The sequence below is a fragment of the Puia sp. genome (assembly GCF_035546395.1).
Lineage (GTDB): Bacteria > Bacteroidota > Bacteroidia > Chitinophagales > Chitinophagaceae > Puia.
On sequence record NZ_DASZXR010000019.1, the window covers coordinates 1040961 to 1066604 of the forward strand.

The 25644-nt window shown below is 56.9% G+C and carries 22 protein-coding genes; 12 read left to right on the forward strand and 10 right to left on the reverse strand.

The genetic code is table 11. The features are described from left to right. The first annotated feature begins 12 nt into the window (after nt 1–12). The 3 genes from VHE34_RS30645 to VHE34_RS30655 all read left to right on the forward strand — a co-directional run bounded on the left by VHE34_RS30645 (nt 13) and on the right by VHE34_RS30655 (nt 5921). Nucleotides 13–2409, forward strand: coding sequence for an ABC transporter permease (locus tag VHE34_RS30645; RefSeq protein ID WP_325595333.1), 2397 nt, complete (start codon nt 13–15; stop codon nt 2407–2409). Nucleotides 2410–2420: 11 nt separating this feature from the next. Beyond that, on the forward strand, nt 2421–4790 hold the full coding sequence (locus VHE34_RS30650) for an ABC transporter permease (RefSeq protein ID WP_325595335.1): 2370 nt from the start codon (nt 2421–2423) through the stop codon (nt 4788–4790). A 141-nt stretch (nt 4791–4931) separates the two neighbouring features. Continuing rightward, nucleotides 4932–5921: an ankyrin repeat domain-containing protein gene (locus tag VHE34_RS30655; protein ID WP_325595337.1), complete on the forward strand. Its 990-nt coding sequence runs from the start codon at nt 4932–4934 to the stop codon at nt 5919–5921. A 7-nt stretch (nt 5922–5928) separates the two neighbouring features. Here the strand turns inward: VHE34_RS30655 and VHE34_RS30660 are convergent, their stop codons facing one another. Next, nucleotides 5929–6162, reverse strand: coding sequence for a hypothetical protein (locus tag VHE34_RS30660; protein ID WP_325595339.1), 234 nt, complete (start codon nt 6160–6162; stop codon nt 5929–5931). Nucleotides 6163–6249: 87 nt separating this feature from the next. Continuing rightward, nucleotides 6250–6672: a hypothetical protein gene (locus VHE34_RS30665; RefSeq protein ID WP_325595341.1), complete on the reverse strand. Its 423-nt coding sequence runs from the start codon at nt 6670–6672 to the stop codon at nt 6250–6252. Nucleotides 6673–6752: 80 nt separating this feature from the next. Here VHE34_RS30665 and VHE34_RS30670 point away from each other — a divergent pair, with 80 nt between their 5' ends. From VHE34_RS30670 to VHE34_RS30685, 4 genes are all read left to right on the forward strand, one after another. Next, nucleotides 6753–7469, forward strand: coding sequence for a DinB family protein (locus VHE34_RS30670; RefSeq protein ID WP_325595343.1), 717 nt, complete (start codon nt 6753–6755; stop codon nt 7467–7469). 51 nt (nt 7470–7520) lie between these two features. Next, nucleotides 7521–9047: a DUF4832 domain-containing protein gene (locus VHE34_RS30675; RefSeq protein WP_325595345.1), complete on the forward strand. Its 1527-nt coding sequence runs from the start codon at nt 7521–7523 to the stop codon at nt 9045–9047. Between the two features lie 67 nt (nt 9048–9114). Further along, nucleotides 9115–11256, forward strand: a complete 2142-nt coding sequence (locus VHE34_RS30680; RefSeq protein WP_325595347.1) for a M56 family metallopeptidase — start codon at nt 9115–9117, stop codon at nt 11254–11256. Between the two features lies 1 nt (nt 11257). Continuing rightward, nucleotides 11258–13696, forward strand: coding sequence for an ABC transporter permease (locus VHE34_RS30685; RefSeq protein ID WP_325595349.1), 2439 nt, complete (start codon nt 11258–11260; stop codon nt 13694–13696). Between the two features lie 35 nt (nt 13697–13731). On the opposite strand, the gene VHE34_RS30690 is transcribed toward VHE34_RS30685, so the two are convergent. After that, complete coding sequence (locus VHE34_RS30690; protein ID WP_325595351.1) at nt 13732–14610, reverse strand: DMT family transporter; 879 nt, start codon at nt 14608–14610, stop codon at nt 13732–13734. Here VHE34_RS30690 and VHE34_RS31275 point away from each other — a divergent pair. Continuing rightward, nucleotides 14565–14867, forward strand: coding sequence for an NAD(P)-binding domain-containing protein (locus VHE34_RS31275; RefSeq protein WP_414709931.1), 303 nt, complete (start codon nt 14565–14567; stop codon nt 14865–14867). The genes VHE34_RS30690 and VHE34_RS31275 overlap by 46 nt on opposite strands. 135 nt (nt 14868–15002) lie before the next feature. Next, on the forward strand, nt 15003–16049 hold the full coding sequence (locus tag VHE34_RS30695; protein ID WP_325595353.1) for an NAD(P)-dependent alcohol dehydrogenase: 1047 nt from the start codon (nt 15003–15005) through the stop codon (nt 16047–16049). Between the two features lie 51 nt (nt 16050–16100). On the opposite strand, the gene VHE34_RS30700 is transcribed toward VHE34_RS30695, so the two are convergent. Next, entirely contained in the window at nt 16101–16772 is a 672-nt protein-coding gene (locus VHE34_RS30700) for a lytic transglycosylase domain-containing protein (protein WP_325595355.1), read from the reverse strand. A 323-nt stretch (nt 16773–17095) separates the two neighbouring features. On the opposite strand from VHE34_RS30700, the gene VHE34_RS30705 reads away from it, so the two are divergent. Beyond that, nucleotides 17096–19543: an ABC transporter permease gene (locus VHE34_RS30705; RefSeq protein ID WP_325595357.1), complete on the forward strand. Its 2448-nt coding sequence runs from the start codon at nt 17096–17098 to the stop codon at nt 19541–19543. A gap of 186 nt (nt 19544–19729) precedes the next feature. Then, nucleotides 19730–20590: a hypothetical protein gene (locus VHE34_RS30710; protein ID WP_325595359.1), complete on the forward strand. Its 861-nt coding sequence runs from the start codon at nt 19730–19732 to the stop codon at nt 20588–20590. Here the strand turns inward: VHE34_RS30710 and VHE34_RS30715 are convergent. The 4 genes from VHE34_RS30715 to VHE34_RS30730 all read right to left on the reverse strand — a co-directional run bounded on the left by VHE34_RS30715 (nt 20587) and on the right by VHE34_RS30730 (nt 22718). Further along, nucleotides 20587–20916: a hypothetical protein gene (locus VHE34_RS30715; protein ID WP_325595363.1), complete on the reverse strand. Its 330-nt coding sequence runs from the start codon at nt 20914–20916 to the stop codon at nt 20587–20589. The genes VHE34_RS30710 and VHE34_RS30715 overlap by 4 nt on opposite strands. Before the next feature lie 10 nt (nt 20917–20926). Continuing rightward, the gene (locus VHE34_RS30720; protein ID WP_325595365.1) at nt 20927–21334 is read right to left on the reverse strand and encodes a VOC family protein; all 408 of its coding nucleotides are present in this window, start codon (nt 21332–21334) and stop codon (nt 20927–20929) included. A gap of 62 nt (nt 21335–21396) precedes the next feature. Beyond that, nucleotides 21397–21825 carry an AraC family transcriptional regulator gene (locus VHE34_RS30725; RefSeq protein ID WP_325595367.1) on the reverse strand — a complete coding sequence of 143 codons (429 nt, stop codon included), beginning with the start codon at nt 21823–21825 and terminating at the stop codon, nt 21397–21399. A 26-nt stretch (nt 21826–21851) separates the two neighbouring features. Next, on the reverse strand, nt 21852–22718 hold the full coding sequence (locus VHE34_RS30730; RefSeq protein ID WP_325595369.1) for a LysR substrate-binding domain-containing protein: 867 nt from the start codon (nt 22716–22718) through the stop codon (nt 21852–21854). A gap of 77 nt (nt 22719–22795) precedes the next feature. On the opposite strand from VHE34_RS30730, the gene VHE34_RS30735 reads away from it, so the two are divergent. Next, nucleotides 22796–23575 carry a haloacid dehalogenase type II gene (locus VHE34_RS30735; RefSeq protein ID WP_325595371.1) on the forward strand — a complete coding sequence of 260 codons (780 nt, stop codon included), beginning with the start codon at nt 22796–22798 and terminating at the stop codon, nt 23573–23575. Between the two features lie 37 nt (nt 23576–23612). Here the strand turns inward: VHE34_RS30735 and VHE34_RS30740 are convergent, their stop codons facing one another. Both VHE34_RS30740 and VHE34_RS30745 read right to left on the reverse strand, forming a co-directional pair. Then, nucleotides 23613–24527: a cysteine synthase family protein gene (locus VHE34_RS30740; protein ID WP_325595373.1), complete on the reverse strand. Its 915-nt coding sequence runs from the start codon at nt 24525–24527 to the stop codon at nt 23613–23615. 45 nt (nt 24528–24572) lie between these two features. After that, nucleotides 24573–25586: a quinone oxidoreductase family protein gene (locus VHE34_RS30745; RefSeq protein WP_325595375.1), complete on the reverse strand. Its 1014-nt coding sequence runs from the start codon at nt 25584–25586 to the stop codon at nt 24573–24575. Nucleotides 25587–25644: the final 58 nt, after the last annotated feature.

Consider the following 25644-nt stretch of genomic DNA (forward strand, 5'->3'; position numbering starts at 1 on the left):
AAAGCCAACCGCATGCTAACAAACTATCTCCGCCCCGCGTGGCGCCACTTGAAAAGCCACCGCAACTTCACTCTCATCAACACGATCGGCCTCGCCATCGGCATAGCGGCCTGCATCCTCATCAGCCTCTCGGTCTCCTACGAGCGCAGCTTCGACACCTTCATCCCCGATAGAGCCCACGTCTACCGGATCAATGAATACGCCCATTATCCCGGCACCCCGCCCTACATCGCCGGCAATATCGGCGCCCCCATCGCCCCCTTCCTCGCCGCCGATCACCCGGAGATCCAACGGTTCGCCCGTGTCATCCCCTCCTCCTGGATATATCCCTCGACCACCCTCGTGAACGCCGGCAACAGCATAAAGACAAGCCAGCTCGTCTGCACCGACACCGGCTTCGCGGGGCTGTTTGGCTTGAAATTCCTGGAGGGAGAAAAAGCCGGTTACGTCCGCACCATCAACACTATCGTCCTCACCAAATCCCTGGCGCGCCGCCTCTTCGGTAACGAAAGCGCCCTCAACAGGACACTCACCCTGAAGACCGACGACTCCACCCACTTTCCCGTCGCCGTCAGCGGCGTCATCGAAGACCTCCCCGCCACCTCCCACTTCCAGGCCGAAGCCATGATGCCCATCCCAAAAAGCTGGGACACCGGCTGGGCAGGCAAAAACTGGGGGATGTTCCCCGCCGCCGTCTACGCCCGGATCAAACCTGGCGTCGATCCCAAAAAGCTCGAAGCACAATTGACCACCACCGTCCACAAAGGTAACAAGGGGATCGACATTCGGCTCCAGCCCCTGGCCGATATCCACGCCGGTTCCATGGACATCCAGATCGATCCCTTCAACTTTCAAAAAATAGACGGGAAATACCTTCGGGTCTTTGTCATCATCGGGTTATCCATCTTCGTCATCGCCTGCTGCAACTTCGTCAACCTCACCATCGCCCTCGCCGCCTGGCGTGGAAAAGAGGTTGCCGTAAAAAAGATCATGGGCGCCCGCCGCCTCCAGCTGATGTTGCAGGTGCTCGCCGAAGCCTTCCTGTCCACCGCAATTGCCATCGTCCTTTCGATAGGCCTCGTCACTCTCTTCCTACCCTCGTTGAATCACCTATTGGGCCGTGAACTGCGACTGGACAGCCTTGAAAAATGGCCCATCCCCGGCATCTATGCCGCGATCCTCATCGCGGCGACCCTTTTCGCCGGGCTCTATCCTGCCATCCTTATCTCTTCGGCAAAAGCCCAACAAGCCCTGAGAAGCAAAGTTCTTATCGGCGGCTCCCGAACCGCCCTGCGCAACATCCTCGTCACCGGCCAGTTTGCCATCGCCATCGTCTTCATTGTCTGCCTCGTCGTCTTTACCCGGCAGCTCGATTACATGCAGAACAAAGACCTGGGCTACACCCATGAACAACTCTTCCACGTCCGTCTCGAAGGCCGCGACCAGCAAAAAGCTTCCCTTTTCAGAAACGAGATCGCAAAGCTCCCCGGCGTCAGGGACGTCGCAAGCGGCCTAATCGAATTGGGCGTCACAGGCGGCACCTTCGGCGTGGACTACATTGCCCCCAACGGCGAAAAGAAACACGAAGTATTTAATTATGAGAACGGCACTCCCAACTATATAAAGTTCTTTGGCATCCGGCTCCTCGCCGGCCGGGAATTCACACCCGTCAAACCCCATAACGAATACATCATCAATGAGACCCTGGCCAAACACCTCGGTTTCGCCGACCCCATTGGAAAGACCATCGGCGTCACCTCATTCGACCCCGGCGTCATCGTCGGCGTGGTAAAGGACTTCAACTTCAGCACCCTGCATCAAAAGATCGAACCCCTGCTCATCGGCTGCACCGACTACGTTCCCTTATGGCAGCGGGAATTGTATATAAAGGTCGCCACCGGCCATCTCCCGCAAACGCTCAAAGCCATCAATGCAACCCTCCAATCCCTGTCCATCGAGGACAACAGGCTCACCGGCCAGTTCCTCGACGAACACTTCCGGCAGACCTATAAGGCCGATCGGCAGGCCCAGACCATGATCGCCGTCATCGGCGCCCTCGCCATCCTCATCGCCGCTCTCGGCCTGTTCGGTCTGGCCGCATTCATCATGGCCAAACGCACAAAGGAGATCAGCATCCGAAAGGTCCTCGGGGCCTCCATCGGTAACGTCATCGCAAACCTGAGCAGCAGCTTCTTCGCACTCATCGGCGTCGCCTTCCTCGTCGCGGCTCCCATCGCCTGGATCATCGCCAACAGTTGGTTACAGGGCTTTGCCTATCGCGTAACGGTTCAATGGTGGATGTTCGCCCTCGCCGGTGTCCTCGCCGCCGGCATCGCGGTACTCATCGTCGGCTTCCTGGCGCTCAAAGCCGCCGGCGCCAACCCCGTAAACAGTTTGAGAACAGAATAACCGCACAACATATGCTAAAGAATTTCTTCAAGATCACCCTCCGCACCCTCTGGCGTCGCAAAGACTTCTCTGCCATCAATATCCTCGGCCTCGCCATCGGCATGGCCGCCGCCATGCTCATCGGCCTCTGGGTCAACAACGAGCTTAGCTACGATCGCTGGTACACCAATACCGATCGCACCTATCTGCTCTGCACCCGCGAAGACTACGACGGCAGCCTTCAGGTATGGCCGCGTACGTCCTCGTTGATGGCCGCCGATTTGAAGCACAACTACGCCGAAGTAGAGGACGCCGCCCGCTTCCGCAACGTCTACTTTCTCGTCACACACGACGACAAACACTTCAACCCCGGCGGTGCCTTTGCCGACTCCGGCTTTCTGAAGATTTTTTCCTTTCCGATGCTCGAGGGTAACCCCAACACGGCCCTGAAAACCGATCAGGGCATCGTCCTCACCGCCAAACTCGCAAAAAACCTCTTCGGCGGCGAAGACCCGATGGGCAAGCTGGTCCGCATCGACAGCAACGATATCTTCAAGGTCACCGGTGTCCTCAAGGACCTCCCGGCCAACACCCAATTCACCTTCGAATATCTCCTTCCCTGGAACTACCTGGATCGCCTGAAATGGGATTCCCCCAATTGGAACAATACCCCGGCGCCCACCTATGTCCTGCTCAGACCAGGGGCCCGTCAGCAGGCCTTTGACGAAAAGATAAAACATATCACTGCAAAACATGTCACGGAGGGTAGGGGACTCACCCGCGAAACCTTCACCCATCCGATCAGCCGCGTCCATCTCTATAGCAAGGATGTGAACGGACAGTTCGTCACCGGCCAGATCACTACTGTCCGCCTTTTTATCGTCATCGGTGTTTTCATCCTGCTCATCGCCTGCGTTAATTTTATGAACCTGTCTACCGCCCGCAGCGAAAAGCGCGCAAAGGAAGTAGGCATCCGCAAGGTCGTCGGCGCTCGCAAAACATCGCTCATCGCCCAGTTCATCGGGGAAAGCATCCTTCTCGCGACGCTGGCCTTCATCCTCGCTCTCGGCATCGTCCAGCTAAGCATCAAGGGCTTCGACAACATCATCAATACGCCGCTGGAAATTCACTACGGCGATCCCCGCTTCTGGATCGCAGCCGCCGTCTTTATCCTGTTCACCGGAATCGTCGCCGGCAGCTATCCGGCCTTCTTCCTGTCGGCCGCAAGACCCATTAAAGTCCTCAAAGGCGCGACAAGCGCGGCCCGAAGCCGCCTGAACCCGCGAAAGGTCCTCGTCATACTCCAATTCACCTTTGCCGTCGTTCTCATTACCGGTACTCTCGTCATCCGGCAACAGCTCCGCTATGCCCGCGACCGCGATACCGGCTATGATCGCAGCCGTCTCGTCTTCACCTTCAGCCAGGGCGGCAACTGGACACAATATGAAAGCATAAAGCGCGACCTTCTCGCAAGCGGCGCCGCCGTCTCCGTCACCCGTACATACTCACCCATGACCCGCGCCTGGGGCTCAGTAACAAACTTCTCCTGGCCAGGCAGCACGCCCGATGACAAAAAGCGCAGCTTCGTTCAGTTCGAAGCCGACGCGGATTTCACCAAAACCACCGGCACAAAGATCCTCGAAGGCCGTGATCTCGATCTCAAAACCTATCCCACCGACAGCACCGCCCTGCTGCTCAACGAATCTGCGGTAAAAACCATGCGCCTCACCGACCCCATCGGCAAGATCGTCACCGACCAGGGCGGCGGGCAATATCATATCGTCGGCGTGGTAAAGGATTTTATTCTCGAATCCCCATACGATCCCATCGCCCCCATGCTCATCCAGGGTCTCCAGTCCACCTATCCCGTCATCCACTACCGGCTTAACCCCGCGCTCACAGTTGCCGCCGCTCTCGGAAAGGCCGAAAAAGTGTTCAAAGAGCACAACCCCCAATATCCCTTCGAATATTATTTCGTCGACGAATCCTACAACAGTAAGTTTCGGGCCCAACAACAGGAAGGGACCCTCGGTACTCTCTTCGCCGGCCTGGCCATCTTCATCTCCTGCCTCGGCCTCTTCGGCCTCGCGACTTACATGGCCGAGAACCGCCGCAAGGAGATCGGCATCCGCAAGGTCCTCGGCGCATCCGTGACCGGGATCACCGCACTCATTTCCATGGATTTTATAAAGCTCGTGCTCATCGCCGTGGTCATCGCTACCCCCATCGCGGGATACGCCATGCATGTGTGGCTCGAAAGTTTCACCTATCGCATCGCCATCACCGGCTGGATATTCGTTGCTTCGGGAACGCTCGCCGTCGCCATCGCCCTCCTCACCGTCGGCTACCAGGCGATAAGGGCTGCAATCGCCAACCCGACAAAAAGTTTGCGCAGCGAATAAACCCCATCAACAGCGAATAATTCGCCGACACCAAAAAGAAGCTCGCAGAGCGAAATGCAAAGATCCGGTAAAGCCCCCCAAAAAAAAGCATTGGGAATCCCGGGCAACTTTTTGTATCTTATAGAGGTAAAATCTCCTGAAATGATTGCCTTGCCAAAACTGGTTCCCGCTACCGCGTGGAACTCCCTCTCCCTCGCCATCGCGCGCGGCGAGACCAACCGGGTACGGGAAATTGTCGAACAACAGCAGCTCGACCCCAACGCCTGCGTCGACTCCAACTCCTGGATGCCCATCCTGATGGAAGCCCTGCTCTCCTATGGTTTTCCCACCGAGCACGACCGTCTCCCCCTGTTAAAATATCTTTTGGAAAAAGGCGCCAATCCCAACATCATCTGCGCCCGCGGGTACAACTGTCTGCATATTGCCGCCCAGCAGGATCGATACATCTACGCGCTCGATCTCATGCTCGACTACAACGCCGATGTCAACATTGGCGACTCCGATGGGTCCAACATCGTTTATTGGGTGGTTCAGGGCTGGCTTCTCCGCCGCGACGGCGCCGATCGGGCGGCGTATCTCCGCGTGTTGGAGAAAATGCTCAACCTGGGCGCCGACCTCGATCAGGTCAATCGATATGGCATGAACACCCGCCGCTGGCTCGAAGCCTCCTCCGCCGACGTAAAAGACCTCGTCGCCCGCTGGGAGGCCGGCAAACCCGCCGTGCATCCCGTCACCACCGTACAACCCGTATTCCCCACCAATCTCCGCTACCCCGAGCTGGTGCGCGAGATCTGGGATCAGTATGTGCCCTCCGCCGGCGGCACCGCCCAAACCGTGCAGGGCGAACTCCTGCGCGCCGTCGAACACCTCCGTGACGAGGCCCACCAGCAAGCCGGCGGCCGCCGTCCCCAAAACTCCCACCGCAAGGCCAACAAAAGACAAGCCCTCTTCGTTCGCGATACCCTCCTCGCTTCCGGCCTCTTCGATCCCACCGAAAGCGACCGCATCCGCACTCACACCCAACGCCTCATCAAACCGACTAACCCCACACCCCCCGACGCCCTCTACGACGAGCTTGTCGACAAGGTCTGCGTCTTCTACGACCGCCACCGCGAACCCATCCCTCTTTAGAGAGGTCTTACTCCGGGATCTTATCCACGGACACGTGCCGTATCGACGCGTCCCAATGCCCCTTGGCCTCCACCAACGCCTTGGACCCCTTCTTGAACGTCCAGAACTTCGCCTTCTCCGACGCACAATGAAAGGTTAACGTATTCTTCCCAAGATCCGTTACGTATAAAGCAGATCCGCAAACAGGACAGGTATGATGCACACTGTCGACTATCTGCTTGATTCGATCCAGATTATCCATACCATTAAAATAAGTCATCCGGCCGTCAAGGAGCCCGACCCGATTGGCTTGAAAAATTAGGAATAAACAAACAAGAAGGGAAAACCCCTAACTGCAGGAAGGCGGACCGCGGAGGAAAGGACAGGAGATCCCGGAATCATCCGGCCGCATAGGCAGGACATAACCCGCACGAACGGCCGGTACTGCAACAGGGCGGATGCAAAGGCTGGGCGCAACAGTGACAAGACCTACGGGCGAATGATAGCGCTTGGACACAGACGACAAAACCTTCCCAAATTGTACCCCGAGATCGGTATGCCCCCGATACCAGTGCTGCCCATTGTGCTGCACCCGGTATAACCCGCCGTAAAAGCTCGTGCAGAGATGGAACCGGTCCGTGAGCCTGTTCCCGAACAACACCAGGGAACTCGCCACCAGCAGGCACTTAAGGAACGCACGCAGATATTTGAACTTTGTCGTATACATGCTTGGATGCCGGGCCACGGGACCACGGACGCAAAAATACCACATTCCGGTAAGAATCTTATGGCCTCCCGGTAATTCTGCCGTAACTTCCCCTCCACCATTAAAAAGGCATTAAACAACTAACCATGAAGAAAATACCCACCGGCCGCCGCCATTTCATCCGCTCGGCCACCACACTCACCAGCGCAATGGTCGGTCTCTCCTTATTACCCAATATCAGCTGGGGTAATTCCTTGGAGAGCGCCCCCGCAACAAACGCCCCCGGCGCCAACGCTCCCGGTATCAAAACCCCCGCACCCTTCGCAAACGACCAAAATATCATCGGCCCCAAAGAAGGCTACAGCCCGCAGATCGGCACCCTCGTCTCGATGATGGCCTGGCTTCGCCCGCAGGTGATCAATTCCATAAAAAGCCTCTCCGTCGAACAGCTCGACTTCCTCCTCGACGACAAGGCCAACACCATCGGCGCGCTCGCCTTTCACCTCGCCGCCACCGACGCGTTCTACCATGAGCATACCTTCAAAGGCATCGAATGGGGAAAATGGGACAAAGCAGTCGAAGACAAATTCGGCGCAGCCATGGAGCTCGGCGACGCAGGCCGCAAAAAGATAAAGGGCAACAACGCCGATTTCTATATCAATATCCTGCAGCAGACGCGCGAAAGCACCCTCGCCGAGTTCAAAAAACGCGACGACAAATGGCTCCTCGCCGTAGACGAAAAATGGTATTGGGGACCTACCAACAATTATTGCAAATGGTTCCACGTCACCGAACACGAATCTCATCACCTCGGGCAGATCAACCTGCTGAAAAGCCGGCTGCCCGGTGCCCAAGGCACTTGAACACGAGGTCGCCCGCTTCAACACCGTTCCCGCTTCCTAAACCCCGAGCCCATGCGCAATATCGGTTTCGCTCTGATCATGCTCCTGGCCGCCCGCCCGACGGTCGCCCAAAAGCCATCCACCACAAAGGCCGCCACCACAACCACTATCCACTACCAGGAAGACACCGCAGACATCCCCAACCCCGAACGGGGCTTCTACATCCCCATCGCCACCAGCGCAGGCCACTTCAAACCCCTCGAAGCCGCAACCCTGGCACCGCTGTTCCACACTGAACACCGCCAGGGTAAGGCCCGCTATACCATCCACTCCACCCTGATCCTGCGCGAATACACCCTCGACACCTTCAGGTCCCAACCACTCAGCCAAACCTTCCTCGACCAACTCGAACACGATCTGCAAGCCATCCGAAAAACAGGGATAAAAGCCATCCTCCGCTTCGCCTACAACGACAAAACAAAGACCGGCGACTGCCCCGACATCTACAAAATATGTCCACCCTACGGCGACGCCCCAAAGGCGATCGTCCTAAAACACATCACCCAGCTCGAACCCATCCTCAAGGCCAACGCGGACGTCATCGCAGTCCTGCAAGAAGGATTCATCGGCATCTGGGGCGAGAATTTCTACACCGATTATTTCGGCGACCCCGGGAAGAACGGCCCCGGCCGCATCATGGACAGCAGCTGGCGCGATCGCAACGAGGTCCTCACAGCCCTCTTACACGCCCTGCCCGCCGATCGCATGATCCAGGTCCGTACCCCGCAGATAAAACAAAAAGCTATCGACGGCCCCGAAGCCCCCATCGACACAAAGCCGCTGACGCAAAGCGAAGCATACCACGAAAACCCCGCCGCCCGCATCGGGTTTCACAACGATTGCTTCCTCGCCAGCCCCGACGACTATGGCACGTACTATGACTATGGCAGCAGCAACATGCCACAAAAGGAAGCCAACGGCCCGCTCCGGGAGTATCTCCAACAGGACAGCCGCTATGTCGCCGTCGGTGGCGAGACCTGCGACGACGCATTCAGCCCGCAAAACGATTGCGCCCCCGCCGGCCATGCCGAGCAGGAAATGGCCGCAATGCACTATAGCTTTCTCAACTCGGCGTACAACAATGATGTCAACAACGACTGGGATTCCCTCGGATGCATGAGCAGCATTCGCCGACGCCTCGGCTATCGCTTCGTGCTCAGGACCGCCCACTTCCCCACCACCACTGCCCCAGGCAGACCCTTCGAATTTACGATCAACCTCGAAAACACCGGCTATGCCTCGCCGTTCAATCCGCGTCCCGTCCTCCTGGTGTTCCGCAACAAGTCCACCGGCCGCGAAATAGCAGTGCCCACCGCTGGCCGCCCCCAGACCTGGTTCACCGGCCCCATAAAATTCGTCGGTGCCGTCACCCTTCCGCCCGACACTCCTCCCGGCATCTACGAGCTCTTTCTTTCCCTGCCCGACAAATACGCTTCCCTCGCCGCCAACCCCGAGTACCACATCCGACTCGCCAACCAGCACACCTGGGAACCCACCACCGGCTACAACCGCCTCGGGGTGTCCGTTTCCGTACACTAGGAAAAATTTCCTAGAAATGTTTGGTGGCTAGGAAATATTTCCTACCTTAGGACAACAATCGTCCGTTATGCCATCCCAAATCGACATTCTCTTATCCGATGAAGCCGCCCGGGCCGTTTGCTGGACTCTCGTCCACTCCCTCTGGCAAGGCACCCTCGCCGCCCTCATCGCCGGCGCCATCATCCTCACTACCCGTAAACGCTCCGCCACCCTTCGCTACGCCCTCCTTTCCACCCTGGTCGCCACGTTTATCCTCGGCGTGTCCATCACCTTCAGCTTACAGCTCAATTCCACTACTCCCGGGACACCCCCCATAAACATACCCACGTTCACCCCCGTTGTAACGACGCATCAGCCGCAAATTCAAAACCTCCCGGTAACACCAACAACACCCGCCTCGATATCGATTTCCATCTGGCAACAGACCATCAACTATCTCAATACCCACGCCACCCTCATCACGCTGATATGGCTGGCCTGTCTCGGCCTGCAGCTACTTCGTCTCGCCGGCGGCCTCTATAACATCCACCGCCTCCGTCGCGACAGTACGCCCGCAACAGAGTACTGGGCGGCCGAACTGGCCGTTCTGGCCCGTCGCCTCCGCATCCGGCGCCCGGTTACCCTCCTCCAGTCCGGCGCGGTAAAAGCGCCGGCCGCCTTCGGCTTCCTGAAACCCGCCATCCTCGTGCCCCTCGGCTTCCTGGCCCAGCTACCCGCCCACCAGGTCGAGACCATCCTCCTGCACGAACTCGCGCATATCCACCGCAACGACTATTTCGCAAATATTTTATTACACCTCACCGAAGCCATCTTCTTCTTCAACCCCGGCATCCGGTGGATCGCCACCCTCATCCGCCGCGAACGCGAAGCCTGCTGTGATGATATGGTCCTGGCCGGTACAAGCGATCGCAATAACTACTTCGAAGCCCTCGTAGCCTTCACACAACTGACCATCGATGACCAGAACATCGCCAAAAACACCTATGCACTCCAACTCGGCGGCAGTCGTAAGAACGATCTTTTCTGGCGCATCCGGCGCATGCTCGAAAAAGAGAACAAACGCCTCCACCTGCTGGAAAAGACCATCCTCTCCATCGCCCTCTTCGCATTGGTCTCCTTCAGCCTTATAAAACCCATGCCCGCCGGCTCCGGGGAGGCACGTCGCGCCATCGATCGCGCAAAGCTCCCCCATATCGCAGCCATCGCCGCCACTCCGGCAATAGCCGCAACCCCAGCCATCGCCGTTATACCGCCCATCGCAGCCACACCGCCTATTGCAGGCCCACAAGCCATCGCAGCCATACAGGCCATCGCACCGGTACAAGCCATAGCACCTATTCAAGCCATCGCACCCCCGCCGCCCGTCCCGCCAATCTTCCCCGCCATCAAGCCGCACCTGTTCCCCCCAGCCCCGGTCGCCTTCCCCGACACCACGCCACGAAGATTCTATTTCACCACCCTGAACAGTTCGAACAGCACAAACAACGACGACCATACCTTCAGGGGAGACGGCATCGCAACCGACGGCCATCATTACGAGATCAGCTTGCATAACGACGATATCCTCGACTTCAAGGTCGACGGCAGACCCATCCCAAGCGAAGAATATCCTCATTATCTCCGGATCATCGCCGAATTCAAGGCGCATGAATACAGCTCCCCCGGGACACCAGGCACCCCCGGCACTCCCGGCACACCTGGCACCCCCGGTACACCCGGCACGCCGGGCACACCGGGAACCCCCGGAACACCCGGAACCCCCGGCCACCCGGGGACACCGGGAACCCCCGGCACCCCCGGCACTCCCGGAACACCAGGCACACCCGGCACCCCCGGAACACCAGGCACCCCGGGCACACCCGGCAGACCCGCCTCTGTCCTTATCTCCAAAGAGAACCAGCCCACAAAAGACTACCCCCTCGTATTCACCGGGCAGCCGAACATAGATATCCTCCACATCGCAACAGACATGGTAAAGCAGGGTTTGATCACCGATGTCAACAAATACCGATTCAATCTCACCGCCACGGGCCTGACCATCAATGGCATTCAACAGCCGGACCAGGTCTTCCGGCAATTCAAGGCAAAGTATATCCAAAGCCCCGCCGATCGCTTCAACTATTCGCAATACTATACCCCGCAAGGCAGCGGATCCCATTGCGATGTGCATACTCCAACCAGCGACTGGAACATCGTATATACCTACTAATATGTGGAAGAACTACCTTATCATCGCCTGGCGCAACATGACGCGCCACAAACTCTACACGGCCATCAACGTCATCGGCCTCGCCGTCGGAATCGGCGCATGCCTCGCCATCGGCACTATTGTTCACTACCAGCTGAGCTTCGACACGTTCCACGCCGATCGCGACCGTGTCTATCGCCTCGTCAACACTCATAAACAACTCGGCAGCGACGACGCCCATTGGCCAAACCTGTGCGAACCCGCCGCACCACAGATCCGCAAGGAGATCACCGGCCTCGAGACCGTCGCCCAGTTCCATAACTATAACGCGGCCGTCACCGTCCCCGGCGATCACGGCCAACAAAAGAAATTCCCAAGATCCCAGGGCGGTGAGAACAACAACACCCTCATCTTTGCCGAACCCCATTATTTCGACATCTTTAAATACGATTGGGTCGCCGGTAACCCCTCCGCGCTCGAACAACCCTTCCACATCGTTCTTTCCACCAGCGCCATCGAACGCTATTTCGGCACGAAAGACTATCTCTCCGCCATGGGCCGCACCCTCATCTATGACGACACCCTCCACGTCACCGTCGCCGGGATCATAAAGGACTGGAACAAGATCACCGACTTTACCTTCACCGATATCATCTCCTATGCGACCATAAATGCCACTGGGCTGAAACAGGAATTGGGGGAGGATAACTGGGGCAGCTTCAATTCCAGCTCGCAAGCCTTCGTAAAGCTCGCAAAGGGGGTCACTCCCCAACGCATAGAGGCCGAACTGGTTCCCTTCTCCGCAAAATATTTCACCGGCTTCGAGAAAAAGGATAGCTTTCGCGTCCGGCTCCAACCTTTTACCGCCCTTCATTTCGACACCGTCTACGGAAAGGATTATGGCACCGAAGCCAATCTTCCTACCCTTTACGGACTCATGGCCATCGCCCTTTTCATCCTCATCCTCGCCTCCATCAATTTTATCAACCTGTCGACGGCCCAATCGCTGCGGCGGGCGAAAGAGATCGGCATCCGCAAGGTCATGGGAAGCCGCCGCGCCGGCCTCATCACCCAGTTCCTCGGCGAAACCACCCTGCTGGTCTTTATCTCGCTGGTTCTCTCCCTGGCAATGCTCTATCCGGTGCTCAATGCGTTTCCGGACTTCGTGCCGGCAGGCGTCAAATCCCATATCTTCACCCCCGCCACCATCGCCATCGGCGCCGGCATCCTGCTCCTCACCTCTCTTCTTTCCGGATTGTATCCCGCATGGATCCTGTCCTCCTTTAACCCGGTGAGGACGCTCAAAGGTCAGGGCGCGCAGAAAGGAAGCTCACGGAACCGGCTCGGCAAGGGATTGGTCGTTTTCCAGTTCACGATCTCCATCGTCTTCATCATCTGCACGATTGCCGTCGGCCACCAGATGCGGTTCCTCCTCAACAAAGACATGGGTTTCGCGCACAACGCCATCATCCGGTTCGGCGCGAATCGCAAGGATAGCCTCAATCTCCGTTATCTGCTCCGCGACCGGCTCGCGCTCCTGCCGGGCGTCGCCAGGGTCAGCCTCGACAATAGCCCACCCGCCATCAACGGCTGGTGGAAGACCACCATCGACTATAAAGGGGCGCATCCCTACAAGTCCAACATCAATGTCCGCACCGGCGACACCAATTATATCCCTCTCTACCAGTTGCAACTGCTGGCGGGGCGCAATCTCCGGCCCTCCGATACGACTTATGAAGTGGTTATCAATAACAGCTACGCCCAGCTGCTGGGTTTCAGCAAGCCTCAACAGGCCATCGGGCAGATCCTGCCGTTGTGGGACCGCCAGATTCCCATCGTGGGAGTCGTCGCCGACTTCAACCAGCGGTCCCTGCGCTTCGCTATCGAGCCGACGATCATTACCCAGGACGGCGGTTCTCAAAGCAATTACAGCGTAAAGTTGAGTGCCGCCGCCGGCGATATCCCCGGGACGCTGAAACGCATCGAACAGGCCTATAAAGCCGTCTTCCCGGACGAGATATTCAACTACGCCTTCCTCGACGACAACATCGCAAAATTCTATGACAACGATCGCAAGATGGCCCAGCTGATCAACCTCGCCATGGCGATCACCATCTTTATCTCCTGCATGGGTCTCTTCGGCCTCGCCGCCCTCACCGCCGAACAACGCACCCGTGAGATCGGCATCCGCAAGGTCCTTGGCGCCCGCGTCGCCGATATCACGACGATGCTCAGCCGCGACTTCGTGTTGCTCGTCCTCCTCGCGCTGGTCATCTCATCGCCCGTCGCCTGGTATTTCATGCATAGATGGTTGGAGGATTACACGTATCGGGCAAGCCTAGGCTGGTGGATATTCGCCCTCGCCGGATTCGGCGCCATCGCCATCGCCCTGCTCACCGTCAGCTTCCACGCGATTCGCGCCGCGCTCGCAAACCCGGTAAAGGCGCTACGAAGCGAATAATATTACAAGGCCCGGCCAAAGGCCGGGCCGCATTCTCATCTCCCGGCGACCGATCGGTTTGGCCAATAGATGCCCCCGATCACCAACAGCATCCCCACGATCGTATACCCCGTGATCGGCTCCCCCGTAAACACATTCGAAATAACAAACCCAAACACCGGCGTAAGAAAAAGCCAGAACGATGACCTCGCCGCGTCCCGCTTCAAAAGATAAAGCCAAAGCTGCACCGCCCCGATGGACACCGGAATGGCCAGCCAGCCGATAGCCCCCAGCGCCTTCATGCCCCAATGGTTCAAAGAAGGGCGATACACCGCCGCCGCCAGCGGCAACAGGAACACCCCACCCAACAGCACCTGCCATCCGTTGATCGCCAGCAAGGGCAACCCGTTCCACTCCACCCGCGAGAAATACACCACCCCCGCCGAATAAGCAACCAACCCCGACAGCAGGATCAGCAATCCCGCCGGCGTCGCCGTACTGTTCTGCAGCAAGGGCCAGGCGGCCAGCATCACGCCCGCCATACAGATCACCAGGCAGACCAGCGTTAGCACCGGGAGCCGCCGCCGCAGCAGGAGCGCCGTCATTAAATTGATCAGTAAGGGATTCATCGCCACCGACAGGGAACCCAATCCCGCCGACACCTGCCGCATCGCCAACACATACAGCCCAAGGTAGACCGAATTGGAAAGCACCCCATACAACGCTATCGCCCGCCATTCCCTGCCGCGTGGCAATCGCTGCCGCAACACGAAACGGCTGAGGAGGATCATGATCGTCCCCGCCGAAAAGAATCGTACCACACAGATAGTGAAGGGCTGAACCGCCTGCAACCCGATCTTGGTTGCAGTCGCCGCGGATGACCAGAGGAATGAGAAGAAAAGACCCGCAACCAGCGGCCGGAAACCTTTTTGCAACGCCTGATTTTTGGGGGCGAAGGTATAACTTTTGTACCTTCCACAAGGAAGCCCTCGAAACCACCCGGCAAAAAGATCATTGGCACACGGTCACCAACAACGGTGAATACAGGTCGAAATACCTGGTCATGGCCACCGGAAGATATAATACACCCAAACAGATAGACCTGAAAGGGGAAGAAACCTTTCCGGTGCGACCATCCATAGCAGCCAGTTCAGGACAGAAACACATCGCCGTCCAAAAAGTCTCACCATAAATCCCGCCGCAGGATCGGCACTGCCGCAAAAATCCAATATACCTGTTTTTGCCACCAAGAAAAAGATGAGTTATCGCAAAGTTGAACTTCTTATCCGCCAATTTGTCTAACTTTCCGCAAAATCAAAAAGGAAATATGATACCGGTAAAAGGCTATGCCGCACAGAGCCCGACAACCGACCTCGCTCCCTGGAGTTTCGAGCGTCGCGAAGTAGGCCCACATGACGTACAATTCGATATTCAGTTCTGCGGAGTATGCCACTCCGACCTCCACCAGATCAAGAACGACTGGTTCCCCGGCATCTTCCCGATGGTGCCCGGCCATGAGATCGTCGGGAAAGTGGTCAGGGTGGGAAGCGAAGTAAAGAAATTCAAGGTCGGCGATCTGGCCGGCACCGGCTGCCTGGTTGACTCCTGCCGCCATTGCGACAACTGCAAGGCCGACCTCGAACAATACTGCCTCAACGGCGGGTCCTATACTTACAACAGCACCGAGCAGGATCATAAGACGCCCACCTACGGCGGCTATTCCAACACCATCGTAGTCCACGAGGATTTCGTTCTCCACATCTCCGATAAGCTCGACCTCGCCGCTACCGCACCCCTGCTCTGCGCCGGCATCACCACCTACTCCCCCCTTCGCCATTGGAACATCGGCAAGGGCCACAAAGTGGCTATCGTCGGCCTCGGTGGTCTCGGTCACATGGGTGTGAAATTCGCCGTCGCTTTCGGCGCTGACGTCACCGTCATGAGCACCTCGCCCTCCAAGGAAAAGGACGCCAAAAAACTGGGCGCCCACCACTTCCTCGTTACTTCGAACCCCGAACAGGTGAAAGCCGCGGCGGGTAGCTTCGATTTCATTCTCGATACCGTCTCCGCCGGGCACGATATAAATATGTATATGTCCATGTTGAAAACCGACGGGACCCATTGCATCGTGGGGTTGCCGTCGTCTGCCATACCCATCGCGCCCTTCACGGTCGTCGGCGGCCGCAAAAGCTTCGCAGGGTCCAGCATCGGTGGGTTGAAGGAAACACAGGAGATGCTCGACTTCTGTGCCGCCAACAATATCGTCTCTGACATCGAGTTGATCGATATCAAGGACATCACAAAGTCCTATGAGCGGATGCTGAAAGGAGATGTCCGCTATCGCTTCGTCATCGATATCGCGACACTCAAATAACAACGCAGCAGGATAAAATGGGGCCGCCACAAAGGCAGCCCCATTTTTATTTTATGCAGAGAGTGCATCAAAATAATACGCCGTCGCCATGAACCGCTTCACATGCGTCCGCGACTCGCTGGGCAGGTACCGCTCCAACACCCGGAAATCCGTGCTCTTGGAGCGCTGCATCGCGCGAAACACCGGCAACGGCCCGGCATTGTAAGCAGCCAGCACCAGCCTCCAGTCCTTGAAGGTCCGATGCAGATCGCGCAGGTACAGCGCCGCAGCACGGGTACTCTTATAGAAGTTCGTCCGTTCGTCCTGCGCGCTGTCCACCTTCAGCCCCAGATCCTGGGCCGTAGACGCCATCAACTGCCAGGGACCCCGGGCGCCCACCCTGGACGTCGCCGTGCTCTTCAGGTCCGACTCGATGACAGCCAGGTATTTCAGCTCGGCCGGCAGCCCGAATCGCTGCAGGACAGTCTCGATCATTTTAAAATAGCGTTTACTCCGTTGCTTGACAGCCAGCAACGACTCATCGTTCTCCTGGATATACGAATGCACATAGGGCATCTCGTCCTGTCCGGGTAGCGCAAAAGATACAGTCTTTTCGATCGGGGAAGAACCGGTCTCCATGTTCATTCTCGTCTTGGCGAGAGGAGCCAGACCGGAATTGGCAGCCGAAGGCACGACAAGCGCCAGCAAAAGGCTGCATACAAAGGGTACATTTGAGTTCAACATCGTTTTAAGTTTGAGTAAAACAATGCCGCTCCGAGGTATGGATCGCTGGTAACTCTGTTGAAAGAGGGTTAAGAATAGAATAGTGGAGAGGTCAAAAGCCCGCCGTGGGTACGGTGAAACAGGTTTTTCATTCACGGGGACGATAACAACAAGCCATAAAGATAATACCCAGCCGCCCGGCCTCATAGGTACTTTTACGAAGTAAAACCACCACATCGGACAATCGCTGTATCACATCCGTACGCTCCTCCAAGGCGACCCCCGACCAAGGCGCTGACTCCCAATGGCTTACACCACTGGCATATTTTTGGTCCACACAAAGGATGCTAAAAAATTATTTCAAGGTCGCCTTCCGCAACCTCTCCCGCAACAAAGTTTTTAGTATCATCAATATTTTTGGCCTGGCGATCGGCCTCACCACCTGTCTATTGATCCTTTTATATATCGTTAGTGAATCCGGCTACGACCGCCAGAACAAGGACGCCGATCTCATTTATCGCACCGCCTCAGCCATAAAGATCGCCGGACAAAAGCAACGCGCCTGGGCCGCCACTTCTGCACCGGTCGCCTGGGCGCTGAAGGCCGATCTGCCGGAAGTGGCCGCATCTACCCGGTTGATGAAATTCCCCGGGATGGACAAAATGCTGCTCACCGCCAAACAGGGTAACAGCCGCAAGCAGTTCTATGAGACAAATGGCTATTATGTCGATTCCACCTTCTTCCGCGTCTTTACCTATGATTTTATTTATGGTAACGCGCCCACCTCACTCGACGTGCCGAACAGTGCAGTCCTCTCCGCGGAAGTAGCCCATCGACTCTTTGGCGACGAGAACCCGGTAGGCCGGCCGATCACCATCGGCATGCCCTTTGGCAATTTTGAATATACCGTAAGAGGAGTCTTCCGCGATAAAGACCTCAAGACCCATATCCCTGCCCATTTCTTCCTGTCCATACACAATGGCGATGTCGGCGGCAGATGGGTGGATAACGAGACCAGCTTCGCCTCCGGCAATATCTTTCATACCTATATCCGGTTGAAGAAAAAAGTCGACCCAGTGGCCTTCGAAAAGAAAGTCGCCGCCGACATCGACAAACGGGGCGGCGCCGATCTGAAGCGTCTGGGCATCTCGAGCCGGTTATTTCTCCAACCTCTCACGGATATCTATTTGCATTCGAATATCGAGAACGAGATCGGCCCCAACGGGAATGCAAACACGCTTTATATCCTGGGCAGCATCGCCGCTTTCATCCTGCTCATCGCCTGCATCAACTTTATGAACCTTTCCACCGCCCGCTCGGGAAAAAGGGCAAAAGAGGTCGGTGTTCGTAAGGTCATGGGTGCGGAAAGACGGTCACTCATCTACCAGTTCATGGGCGAATCGGTTGGAATGAGCATTCTTGCCCTGGTGCTTGCATTGGGCCTCGCGCAGCTACTCCTTCCGCTTTTCAACACCGTCGTTCAACGGCAGCTGCAGCTGTTCGATGAACCCGGCGTCTGGATGTGCATAGCCGGGCTAACCCTTCTGACCGGCATCATGTCGGGGCTGTATCCTGCCTTCTATTTGTCCGCCTTCCGGCCCATTATGGTCCTGAAAGGAAAACTCCAGACCAGCTTCTCCGCAATCGGCATCCGCAAGGGATTGATCGTCTTCCAGTTCACCATCTCCATTTGCCTTGTGTCCGGCGCCATCATCATCGCCCGTCAGTTAAGCTACCTGAACGACCAGCCACTGGGTTTTAATAAAGACCAGCAGATCGTTCTGCCCATGCATAACAAAGAGGCTTCGGCAAATTATACCGCATTGAAGCACGGGCTCTTGTCCATCCCCGGCATCCGGTCCGTCACATCCGGAGACAACTATCCCGGGATCGCCAGCGTCAACGACTTGCTGTTTTACGCGGAAGGCAAGACCGCCCGCGATGGGATGGACTTTAACCTTAACGCGGTGGAAAGCGATTATTTCAAGACCCTGGGTCTTACCCTGGTCGAAGGCCGGGAATTTTCAAAGAACCAGCAGGCGGATTCGACACACATCATTCTGAACGAGACTGCCCTCCGGGATCTGGGCTACGATCCCAAAACCGCCATCGGCCGGAAGATCCACTGCGACTTCCAGGGTATCCCCGGCATTTACAGCAGCATGGAGATCATCGGGGTGGTAAAGGATTTTAATTTCCAGAGCCTCTACAATCCGATAAAACCCTATGCCTTCACCACCTCCGTCGGCAACAAATACAGCTATGCCATTGCCAACCTGGCCGCAAGCGACTATGCCGGCATCATCCAAAAAATAGCGGACGTATGGAAAAAGGTCAACCCCGGCCTGCCCTTTTCCTATTCCTTCCTCGACAAGGATTTTCAATACAACTACGAGAAAGATCAGCGGACCTCCGGGATCATTCGCTATTTCACCGTCGTCACCATCCTCATCGCCTGCCTCGGCCTGTTCGGATTATCCGTCTTCTCCGCCGAACAACGTACCCGGGAAATCGGCATCCGCAAGGTGTTGGGCGCCTCCGTGTCGAATATCACCCTGCTGCTGTCCCGCGATTTCCTCGGTCTCGTCTGCATCGCTATCCTCATCGCCTCGCCGCTCGCCTGGTATGGGATGAACCAATGGCTCCAGGGCTTTGCCTATAGGATCACGATCGGCTGGTGGCTCTTTCCCCTGTCCGGCCTCATCGCCATCGGCATCGCCTGGCTCACCGTCAGCTACCAGGCCATACGCACGGCATTCACAAATCCCGTAAAGGCGCTGCGGAGCGAATAGAACCGTAGTTCAGCGAGCCAAAGTCTCCTGCAATTCCCGGCTTTCACCCGGGTAAAGGTCTCGTAAACACCCGTCCGGAAAGAACGCGCGCGGCGATCCATCGGTTGCCTGGGAAAATATTCCTCCGCAAGAGGCAACCGGGAACACATCGGAAGCGGTTTGTAATTCGAAAATAAAAGCAAACACATGAAATCCCCCAATTTCGTTTACCTGTTGACGATAGCAACAGGCATCATGATCATCGGCGCCTCCTGCAAGAAAAGCTCCAACAACGGCAACAACTCCAATCCCCCCTCCAACCCGACCGGCGTCGTCCTCGCAAGCAATTCAACATTCGGAAATATCATCACCGATAACAAAGGAAGGACCCTCTACTTCTTTTTTAATGACGCGGCGTCCGGCTCCGCCTGTACGGGCGACTGCCTCGTCGCCTGGCCCTCGTTCTATGAAGATAACCTCAGCATCGGCGCCGGCCTCAACGCCTCGGACTTCGGGGTCATCACCCGCACCGACGGCGTAAAACAATCCACTTTCAAAGGTTGGCCCCTTTATTATTTCCAGAATGACGCAAAACCCGGTGACGTCAATGGCGACAAGGTCGGAAATCTCTGGGCCGTCGCAAAGGCCGACTACACCGTCATGGTCGCCAACGCACAACTGGTAGGTCAGGATGGTGCTGATTACAACGACCAGGGCGTTGCTGCCAACGGCGCTTCCATGTACCTCACCGATCCCACCGGGAAAACCCTTTATCTCTTCAGTAAGGACTCGGCCAATCGCAACAACTTTACAAAATCCGACTTCAGCAACGACGCAATATGGCCCATCGATCAGGTCTCCGGCATCAGCAGCATCCCCAGCGTGCTGAACAAGGATCAGTTCTCCACCATCACCGTCTTCGGGAAGACCCAGCTGACCTGTAAAGGCCGCCCCCTCTACTTCTTCGGCCAGGACAACTCGGTCAAAGGCGCCACAAAAGGCGTAAGCGTGCCCACACCCGGGGCCGGTATCTGGAAGGTCATCAACAACAACACCTCCGCACTTTAACAACCAAACTGCCGGAGATGATGATCGGAGTGCTTGTACGCAAGCACTCCGGTCTCCTCCTGCGTCATCCGCCCAAAGAAAGGATGCACAAACCCGGCGTTGAATCGCCGGCCATGTTCCTCGATCAGCGCGATCTTCCCAAAAAGCCACCCGACAAACACCCGCCGGTACTCTTCCCCGTGCAACACCATATCCTCCCAAAGCGCACAATGCTTCACCATCTGGAAGACCGTCATCTTTCCCCACAGCGACCGGCTCTTCTCGTTCACCATCCGGATACGGGCGATAAGCTCATCCCGCACCTCCTTATCATAGACTGTTTTCATGGTTATGTCCTTATTTGAGTTGTGCAAGCGAATACCAGTTCCCCGAATCGTCCTTGAAAATGGCTTCAGTGCCATAGAACTCTTTCGTCGGCGCCTTGGTAAACTCCACACCCTTGGCCTTCAGCTCCTCATACGTGGCATAAATGTCGTCGCAGGTAAGCACGGCAACCCCGAACGTTCCTTTTTTGACGAGGTCCTTTAGCGTCTCCGAGACTTCTTTGGAGAACATACTCCGGGTCACAGGCGCCAGCACCATTTCCAGCTCCGGCATCTGCGGCGGGGCCACGGTCAGCCAGCGGCCGTCATTGCCCATCGGCACATCGGTCACCACCTTAAAACCCAGCTTGTTGGTGTAGAAATCAAAGGCGCTGTCCTGGTCGAGCACGTACACGGTGGAATGCGTCATTCTGGTTATCATGTTGTCGGTATTTTGTACCCCAAAGCACGATAATAAATGGCGGCCGCGGTTATCGAAAATTGTTATTTTTTAAGCCAGCCGTTCTTGTGCGCAAAGCAACCCGGGATATAGGTCAGCGGCGCTGCGGCGATCTGTGCCTTCAGATCCTGCTGCTCGGCAAGATAGGCCGACGGGGTCATCCCGGTCATCCGCTTGAACAATCCGCTGAACGAAGGCAGGCTCTCGAATCCCACCCGGTAGCACACATCCGACACCGGCAGCCCGGCTTTCAATAATAGCCGGGCCTTTTCGATCCGGAGCGAGATCAGGTATTGATGCGGCGTTTGCCGGTAGATACTCTTAAACTGTTTGATGAAATGGAATTTGGAAAAAAAGGCTTCATCGGCGATCGCCCCGAGGTCTATCGGTTCGGCATAATGCGTGTCGATAAAAAGCTTCGCCTGCACCAGCCGCCGGTACAGATACATCCTGGGGTAGGGCTGCCCTTTCATACTACAAGATACGGATGAAATGCATACTAAATCAGACTGACCTCCGCCTGCAAAAACTGCTTAAGTCCCAGTACCGCCCGCCGGTCTTCCCCCGGCGCACTGCAGAGGAATGCATGTACCGAAGGAAGTGGCGGCAGCTGCACTGTCTTCGGCAGGACCCTGACCCCTTCAGGCAGTCCGACTTTCGTACGGGCACTGATGCCGATACCTGCGAACACTGCGCCAAACATCGCAGGAAGATGATTGCTGCCGAACACGATCCGCCAGGGAATGCCGGCCTGCGTCAATGCCTCCGAGGCAGCCTGCCGCATCTTACACTCGGGACCAAGCACCACCAGCGGCAGCGGCGACCGGTGCACAATTGCCCCTTCGTCTGATGCCGGCGCAATCCAGTGCAGGGGAAAACTTCCCAGACGCTCCGCATCCAGCCGGGGATTTGCCTCATTGGCCAGGTACATCGCCAGATCCAGCTTGCGCGCCAAAAGCAGACTCTGCAAAGCATCACTGGAATCCACCTTCCAATCGACCAGGATTTCCGGGTGATTTTTTACAAAGCGATAGACGGCAGCCGGAACACGCGACGCCATCAGATCGCCCTGAACTCCGATCCGCATCTTCCCTTTCAGGCGGGTCTCCCGCAGCGCCAGCAATACCTCATCGTTAAGATCCAGCATCTTGCGTGCATAGCTCAGCAGTATTTCCCCCTGGTGCGTCAGCAACCATTGCCTACCCCTTCGCTCAAGCAATACCTGCCCTGTCAGGTCTTCCAGCTTCTTTATTTGCATGCTGATGGCGGACTGGGATAAGTGGACTTTCTCCGCCGCAAGATTGAATCCCTTGAGCTCGACGATAGTAATAAAGGTTCGCAGTACATCCAGGCTAAGGTGTTCCATACTTCAATAATATTGAATGAAAATATCAAATATATCAATTTCTGTGAAGTATGGCAGAGCCGTATTTTTATGAGAAAATGAACAGACGCAACTTTCTGACCATCGGCGGCGGCCTCGCCGTATCCTCCATGCTGCCTGTCCCGCAGTCTTTCGGGAAGCAGCCTTCCGCAAGACCGCATTCCATAAAGGCCATTCTCTTCGACGCCTTTCCCATATTCGACCCCGCGCCGGTAGCGGGCCTGGCCGCGCAGCTCTTTCCGGAACACTCCGCCAGTCTCCTCAACATCTGGCGGACAAAACAATTCGAATATACCTGGCTGCGCAGCCTCACCGGCAGATACCTGGACTTTCTTTCGGTCACAGCCGATGCCCTCGATTATTCAGCGGCCTCGCTGAACATGGATGTATCAGCGCAACAACATCGTCAGCTTGTCGACGCCTACAACGAATTGCCGGCCTGGCCGGAAGTGCCCGCAATCCTTGGTCAGCTAAATGCGGATGGGTATCGCCTCGGCATGCTTTCCAACTTCACCCCCGGTATGCTTCGAAATAATGTACAATATGCCCGGCTGAGCCATCACTTCGAACACCTGCTAAGCGTAGATACGGTGAGAACATATAAACCCGCCGCCAGGGCATATCAGCTTGCCATGGAGGAATTCCGGCTGCCAAAAGAAGAGATCTTATTCGTGCCCTTCGCCGGCTGGGATGCGGCCGGGGCAAAAAGCTTTGGTTACCTGACCTTTTGGGTCAATCGACTGGGAACGCCAACCGACCGCCTTGGCATCGAGCCCGATGGAGAAGGTCGAAACCTGAACCAGCTCATGGATTGGCTCAAATCCTCCCATCTCCGCTGAACAAAGGCCATAGGTCACGATCCGGATAGATCTTCCATCATTGTTTATAAAGATCACCATTAAGATATTTCAACCCCGAATCACAAACGATCGTAACGATCTTCTTCCCAGCACCGATCACCCGTGCCCGTTGCATCGCCGCCCAGACATTCGCACCCGACGTGATACCGCCGAAAATGCCCTCCTCCCGCGCAAGCCGGCGAGCCGTGGCATAGGCATCGGCATCCGTTACCGCGATGATCTCATCGGCCAGGTCCAACCGGCAGATCGCCGGGACAAAACCGGTGCCGATGCCCTCGAGCCGATGCGTCCCCGAGATATCACCACCCGAAAGCGCGCGTACTCCCGCAGGCTCGATCGGGATACAGCGGACGCCCGGAACCTCTTCCTTGAACACTTCCGCATTCCCCGACCAGCAGCCGCCCGTTCCCACCCCTTGCAGGAACTCGGCAATATCCGTACCCAGCACCGCGATGACTTCCCTCGCCATCGTATGATAGGCATTCCGGTTATCGACATTCTTGAACTGATCTGTCCAGAACACATTCGGCTCCCCACTCAACTCCCGCGCCCGCACGATCATCGCATCGATCAATTTGGCAGTGATCTTACCACCCTCGCTCGGAAACAGCTCGAGCTCCGCGCCAAAGGCCCGCATCGTCTGCAGCTTCTCCTGCGAAAAGGCATCCGAGGACACAAAATGGGCGCGGTATCCCTTCGTCGCGCAAACCATCGCCAGCGAACTGCCCGTGCTGCCCCCGGTATATTCCACCACCTTGCCGCCCCGCTTCAGCTGTCCCCGGCGTTCCGCGCCCTCGATCATCGCCAGCGCCATCCGGTCCTTCATGCTCCCCGTCGGGTTGGCCCCCTCGTATTTTACATAGATCTCGGCGCATCCCGGCTCCGACAATCGCTCCAGTTTCACCAGCGGGGTATTTCCAATAGCAGGCATAAAACGATGTTTTTATTTTAAAAATACCCCTTTTATGGCCACCATCTATCGGAAATTTCTCGCCGAAGCACCCGCCGCCAAAACCTGGTCGGCGATCCGCACGACCAGCCGCTTCCCATCGGAAATATCCATATCCCATAGATTTGCAATCTCGGCCAGCGGCACTACCGTCGTCCCCACCCTCAGCTTCCCATCCGCCGCGAGCTGGAACATCTCCGGCAGCATCTCCGAAAGCAGCGTCCGCACTTGCCCCCTCGTCCAGCTCCCCAAGCCCGATCCAGACAACTGCAGATCCACGCTGCGAAGCAGCGCCGAGGACAACCGGATCGTATCACCCGTCATCGCACCCACGGACACGAACCGGGTTCGCGGTGAAAAGCTGCCATCCCCGTTCAACGCCGTCAGCAGCAACTCGGCCGTATGCCCCCACAGGTAGTCGATGATCACTTGCACCGGTGTGCTACGATGCATACGCCGGAACTGAGCCACGAATTCCTCATCGCTCAGCCGCGTCGACAACGTCTCGTCCACGCCAAGCCCGCGCAGTTCCTCCAGCGCCGCCACATTTCGTCCCGTCGCGATGACCCTGCCCGCTCCATAATACCGCGCCAGCTGCACCGCCATCCTTCCCGTGAATCCCGTTGCCCCGTTGACAAGCACGGTATCCCCCGGCGCTATCCCCGCCCGGAACCGCAAAGCCATCGCCGATCCGAACACCCCATTCGGCAAAGCCGCTGCAGTGATATCATCCAGCCCCTCCGGCACCGGCACGATCCTGTCGCGCTCTACGGTCGCCTTCTCCGCCATCATCCCGCTGGCGCCGATGGCATACACCCGCGTCCCATCGGGCAACAAACAGATGCCGTCACCGCCGGCGACCCGGGCACCCGTAAAATTCCCTTCGCTTGAATAATGGGTTCCGTTGGAGCGGCTCCTGTCAAGATGCTTCAGGGCCACGGCTTTCACCGAAACAAGTATCTCTCCGTCTTGGGCTACAGGCTCCGCAATATCGGTATACCGGGGCATCTCCCCCGGCGCAATGATCACTGCTGCTTTCATACTGAAACGTTTTTCCAAAGGTAGACCCGCACCCGTCCCCGGACGATAACATTTGTTA

Coding starts and splice junctions, on each gene's coding strand:
- VHE34_RS30700 (WP_325595355.1), bottom strand. CDS start 16,772: ATGTTGAACTCAAATGTACCCTTTGTATGCAGCCTTTTGCTGGCGCTT.
- VHE34_RS30685 (WP_325595349.1), top strand. CDS start 11,258: ATGTGGAAGAACTACCTTATCATCGCCTGGCGCAACATGACGCGCCAC.
- VHE34_RS30740 (WP_325595373.1), bottom strand. CDS start 24,527: ATGCCTGCTATTGGAAATACCCCGCTGGTGAAACTGGAGCGATTGTCG.
- VHE34_RS30670 (WP_325595343.1), top strand. CDS start 6,753: ATGAAGAAAATACCCACCGGCCGCCGCCATTTCATCCGCTCGGCCACC.
- VHE34_RS30705 (WP_325595357.1), top strand. CDS start 17,096: ATGCTAAAAAATTATTTCAAGGTCGCCTTCCGCAACCTCTCCCGCAAC.
- VHE34_RS30725 (WP_325595367.1), bottom strand. CDS start 21,825: ATGAAAGGGCAGCCCTACCCCAGGATGTATCTGTACCGGCGGCTGGTG.
- VHE34_RS31275 (WP_414709931.1), top strand. CDS start 14,565: ATGAGAAGAAAAGACCCGCAACCAGCGGCCGGAAACCTTTTTGCAACG.
- VHE34_RS30730 (WP_325595369.1), bottom strand. CDS start 22,718: ATGGAACACCTTAGCCTGGATGTACTGCGAACCTTTATTACTATCGTC.
- VHE34_RS30720 (WP_325595365.1), bottom strand. CDS start 21,334: ATGATAACCAGAATGACGCATTCCACCGTGTACGTGCTCGACCAGGAC.
- VHE34_RS30745 (WP_325595375.1), bottom strand. CDS start 25,586: ATGAAAGCAGCAGTGATCATTGCGCCGGGGGAGATGCCCCGGTATACC.
- VHE34_RS30695 (WP_325595353.1), top strand. CDS start 15,003: ATGATACCGGTAAAAGGCTATGCCGCACAGAGCCCGACAACCGACCTC.
- VHE34_RS30660 (WP_325595339.1), bottom strand. CDS start 6,162: ATGGATAATCTGGATCGAATCAAGCAGATAGTCGACAGTGTGCATCAT.
- VHE34_RS30650 (WP_325595335.1), top strand. CDS start 2,421: ATGCTAAAGAATTTCTTCAAGATCACCCTCCGCACCCTCTGGCGTCGC.
- VHE34_RS30715 (WP_325595363.1), bottom strand. CDS start 20,916: ATGAAAACAGTCTATGATAAGGAGGTGCGGGATGAGCTTATCGCCCGT.
- VHE34_RS30655 (WP_325595337.1), top strand. CDS start 4,932: ATGATTGCCTTGCCAAAACTGGTTCCCGCTACCGCGTGGAACTCCCTC.
- VHE34_RS30665 (WP_325595341.1), bottom strand. CDS start 6,672: ATGTGGTATTTTTGCGTCCGTGGTCCCGTGGCCCGGCATCCAAGCATG.
- VHE34_RS30675 (WP_325595345.1), top strand. CDS start 7,521: ATGCGCAATATCGGTTTCGCTCTGATCATGCTCCTGGCCGCCCGCCCG.
- VHE34_RS30735 (WP_325595371.1), top strand. CDS start 22,796: ATGAACAGACGCAACTTTCTGACCATCGGCGGCGGCCTCGCCGTATCC.
- VHE34_RS30710 (WP_325595359.1), top strand. CDS start 19,730: ATGAAATCCCCCAATTTCGTTTACCTGTTGACGATAGCAACAGGCATC.
- VHE34_RS30645 (WP_325595333.1), top strand. CDS start 13: ATGCTAACAAACTATCTCCGCCCCGCGTGGCGCCACTTGAAAAGCCAC.
- VHE34_RS30680 (WP_325595347.1), top strand. CDS start 9,115: ATGCCATCCCAAATCGACATTCTCTTATCCGATGAAGCCGCCCGGGCC.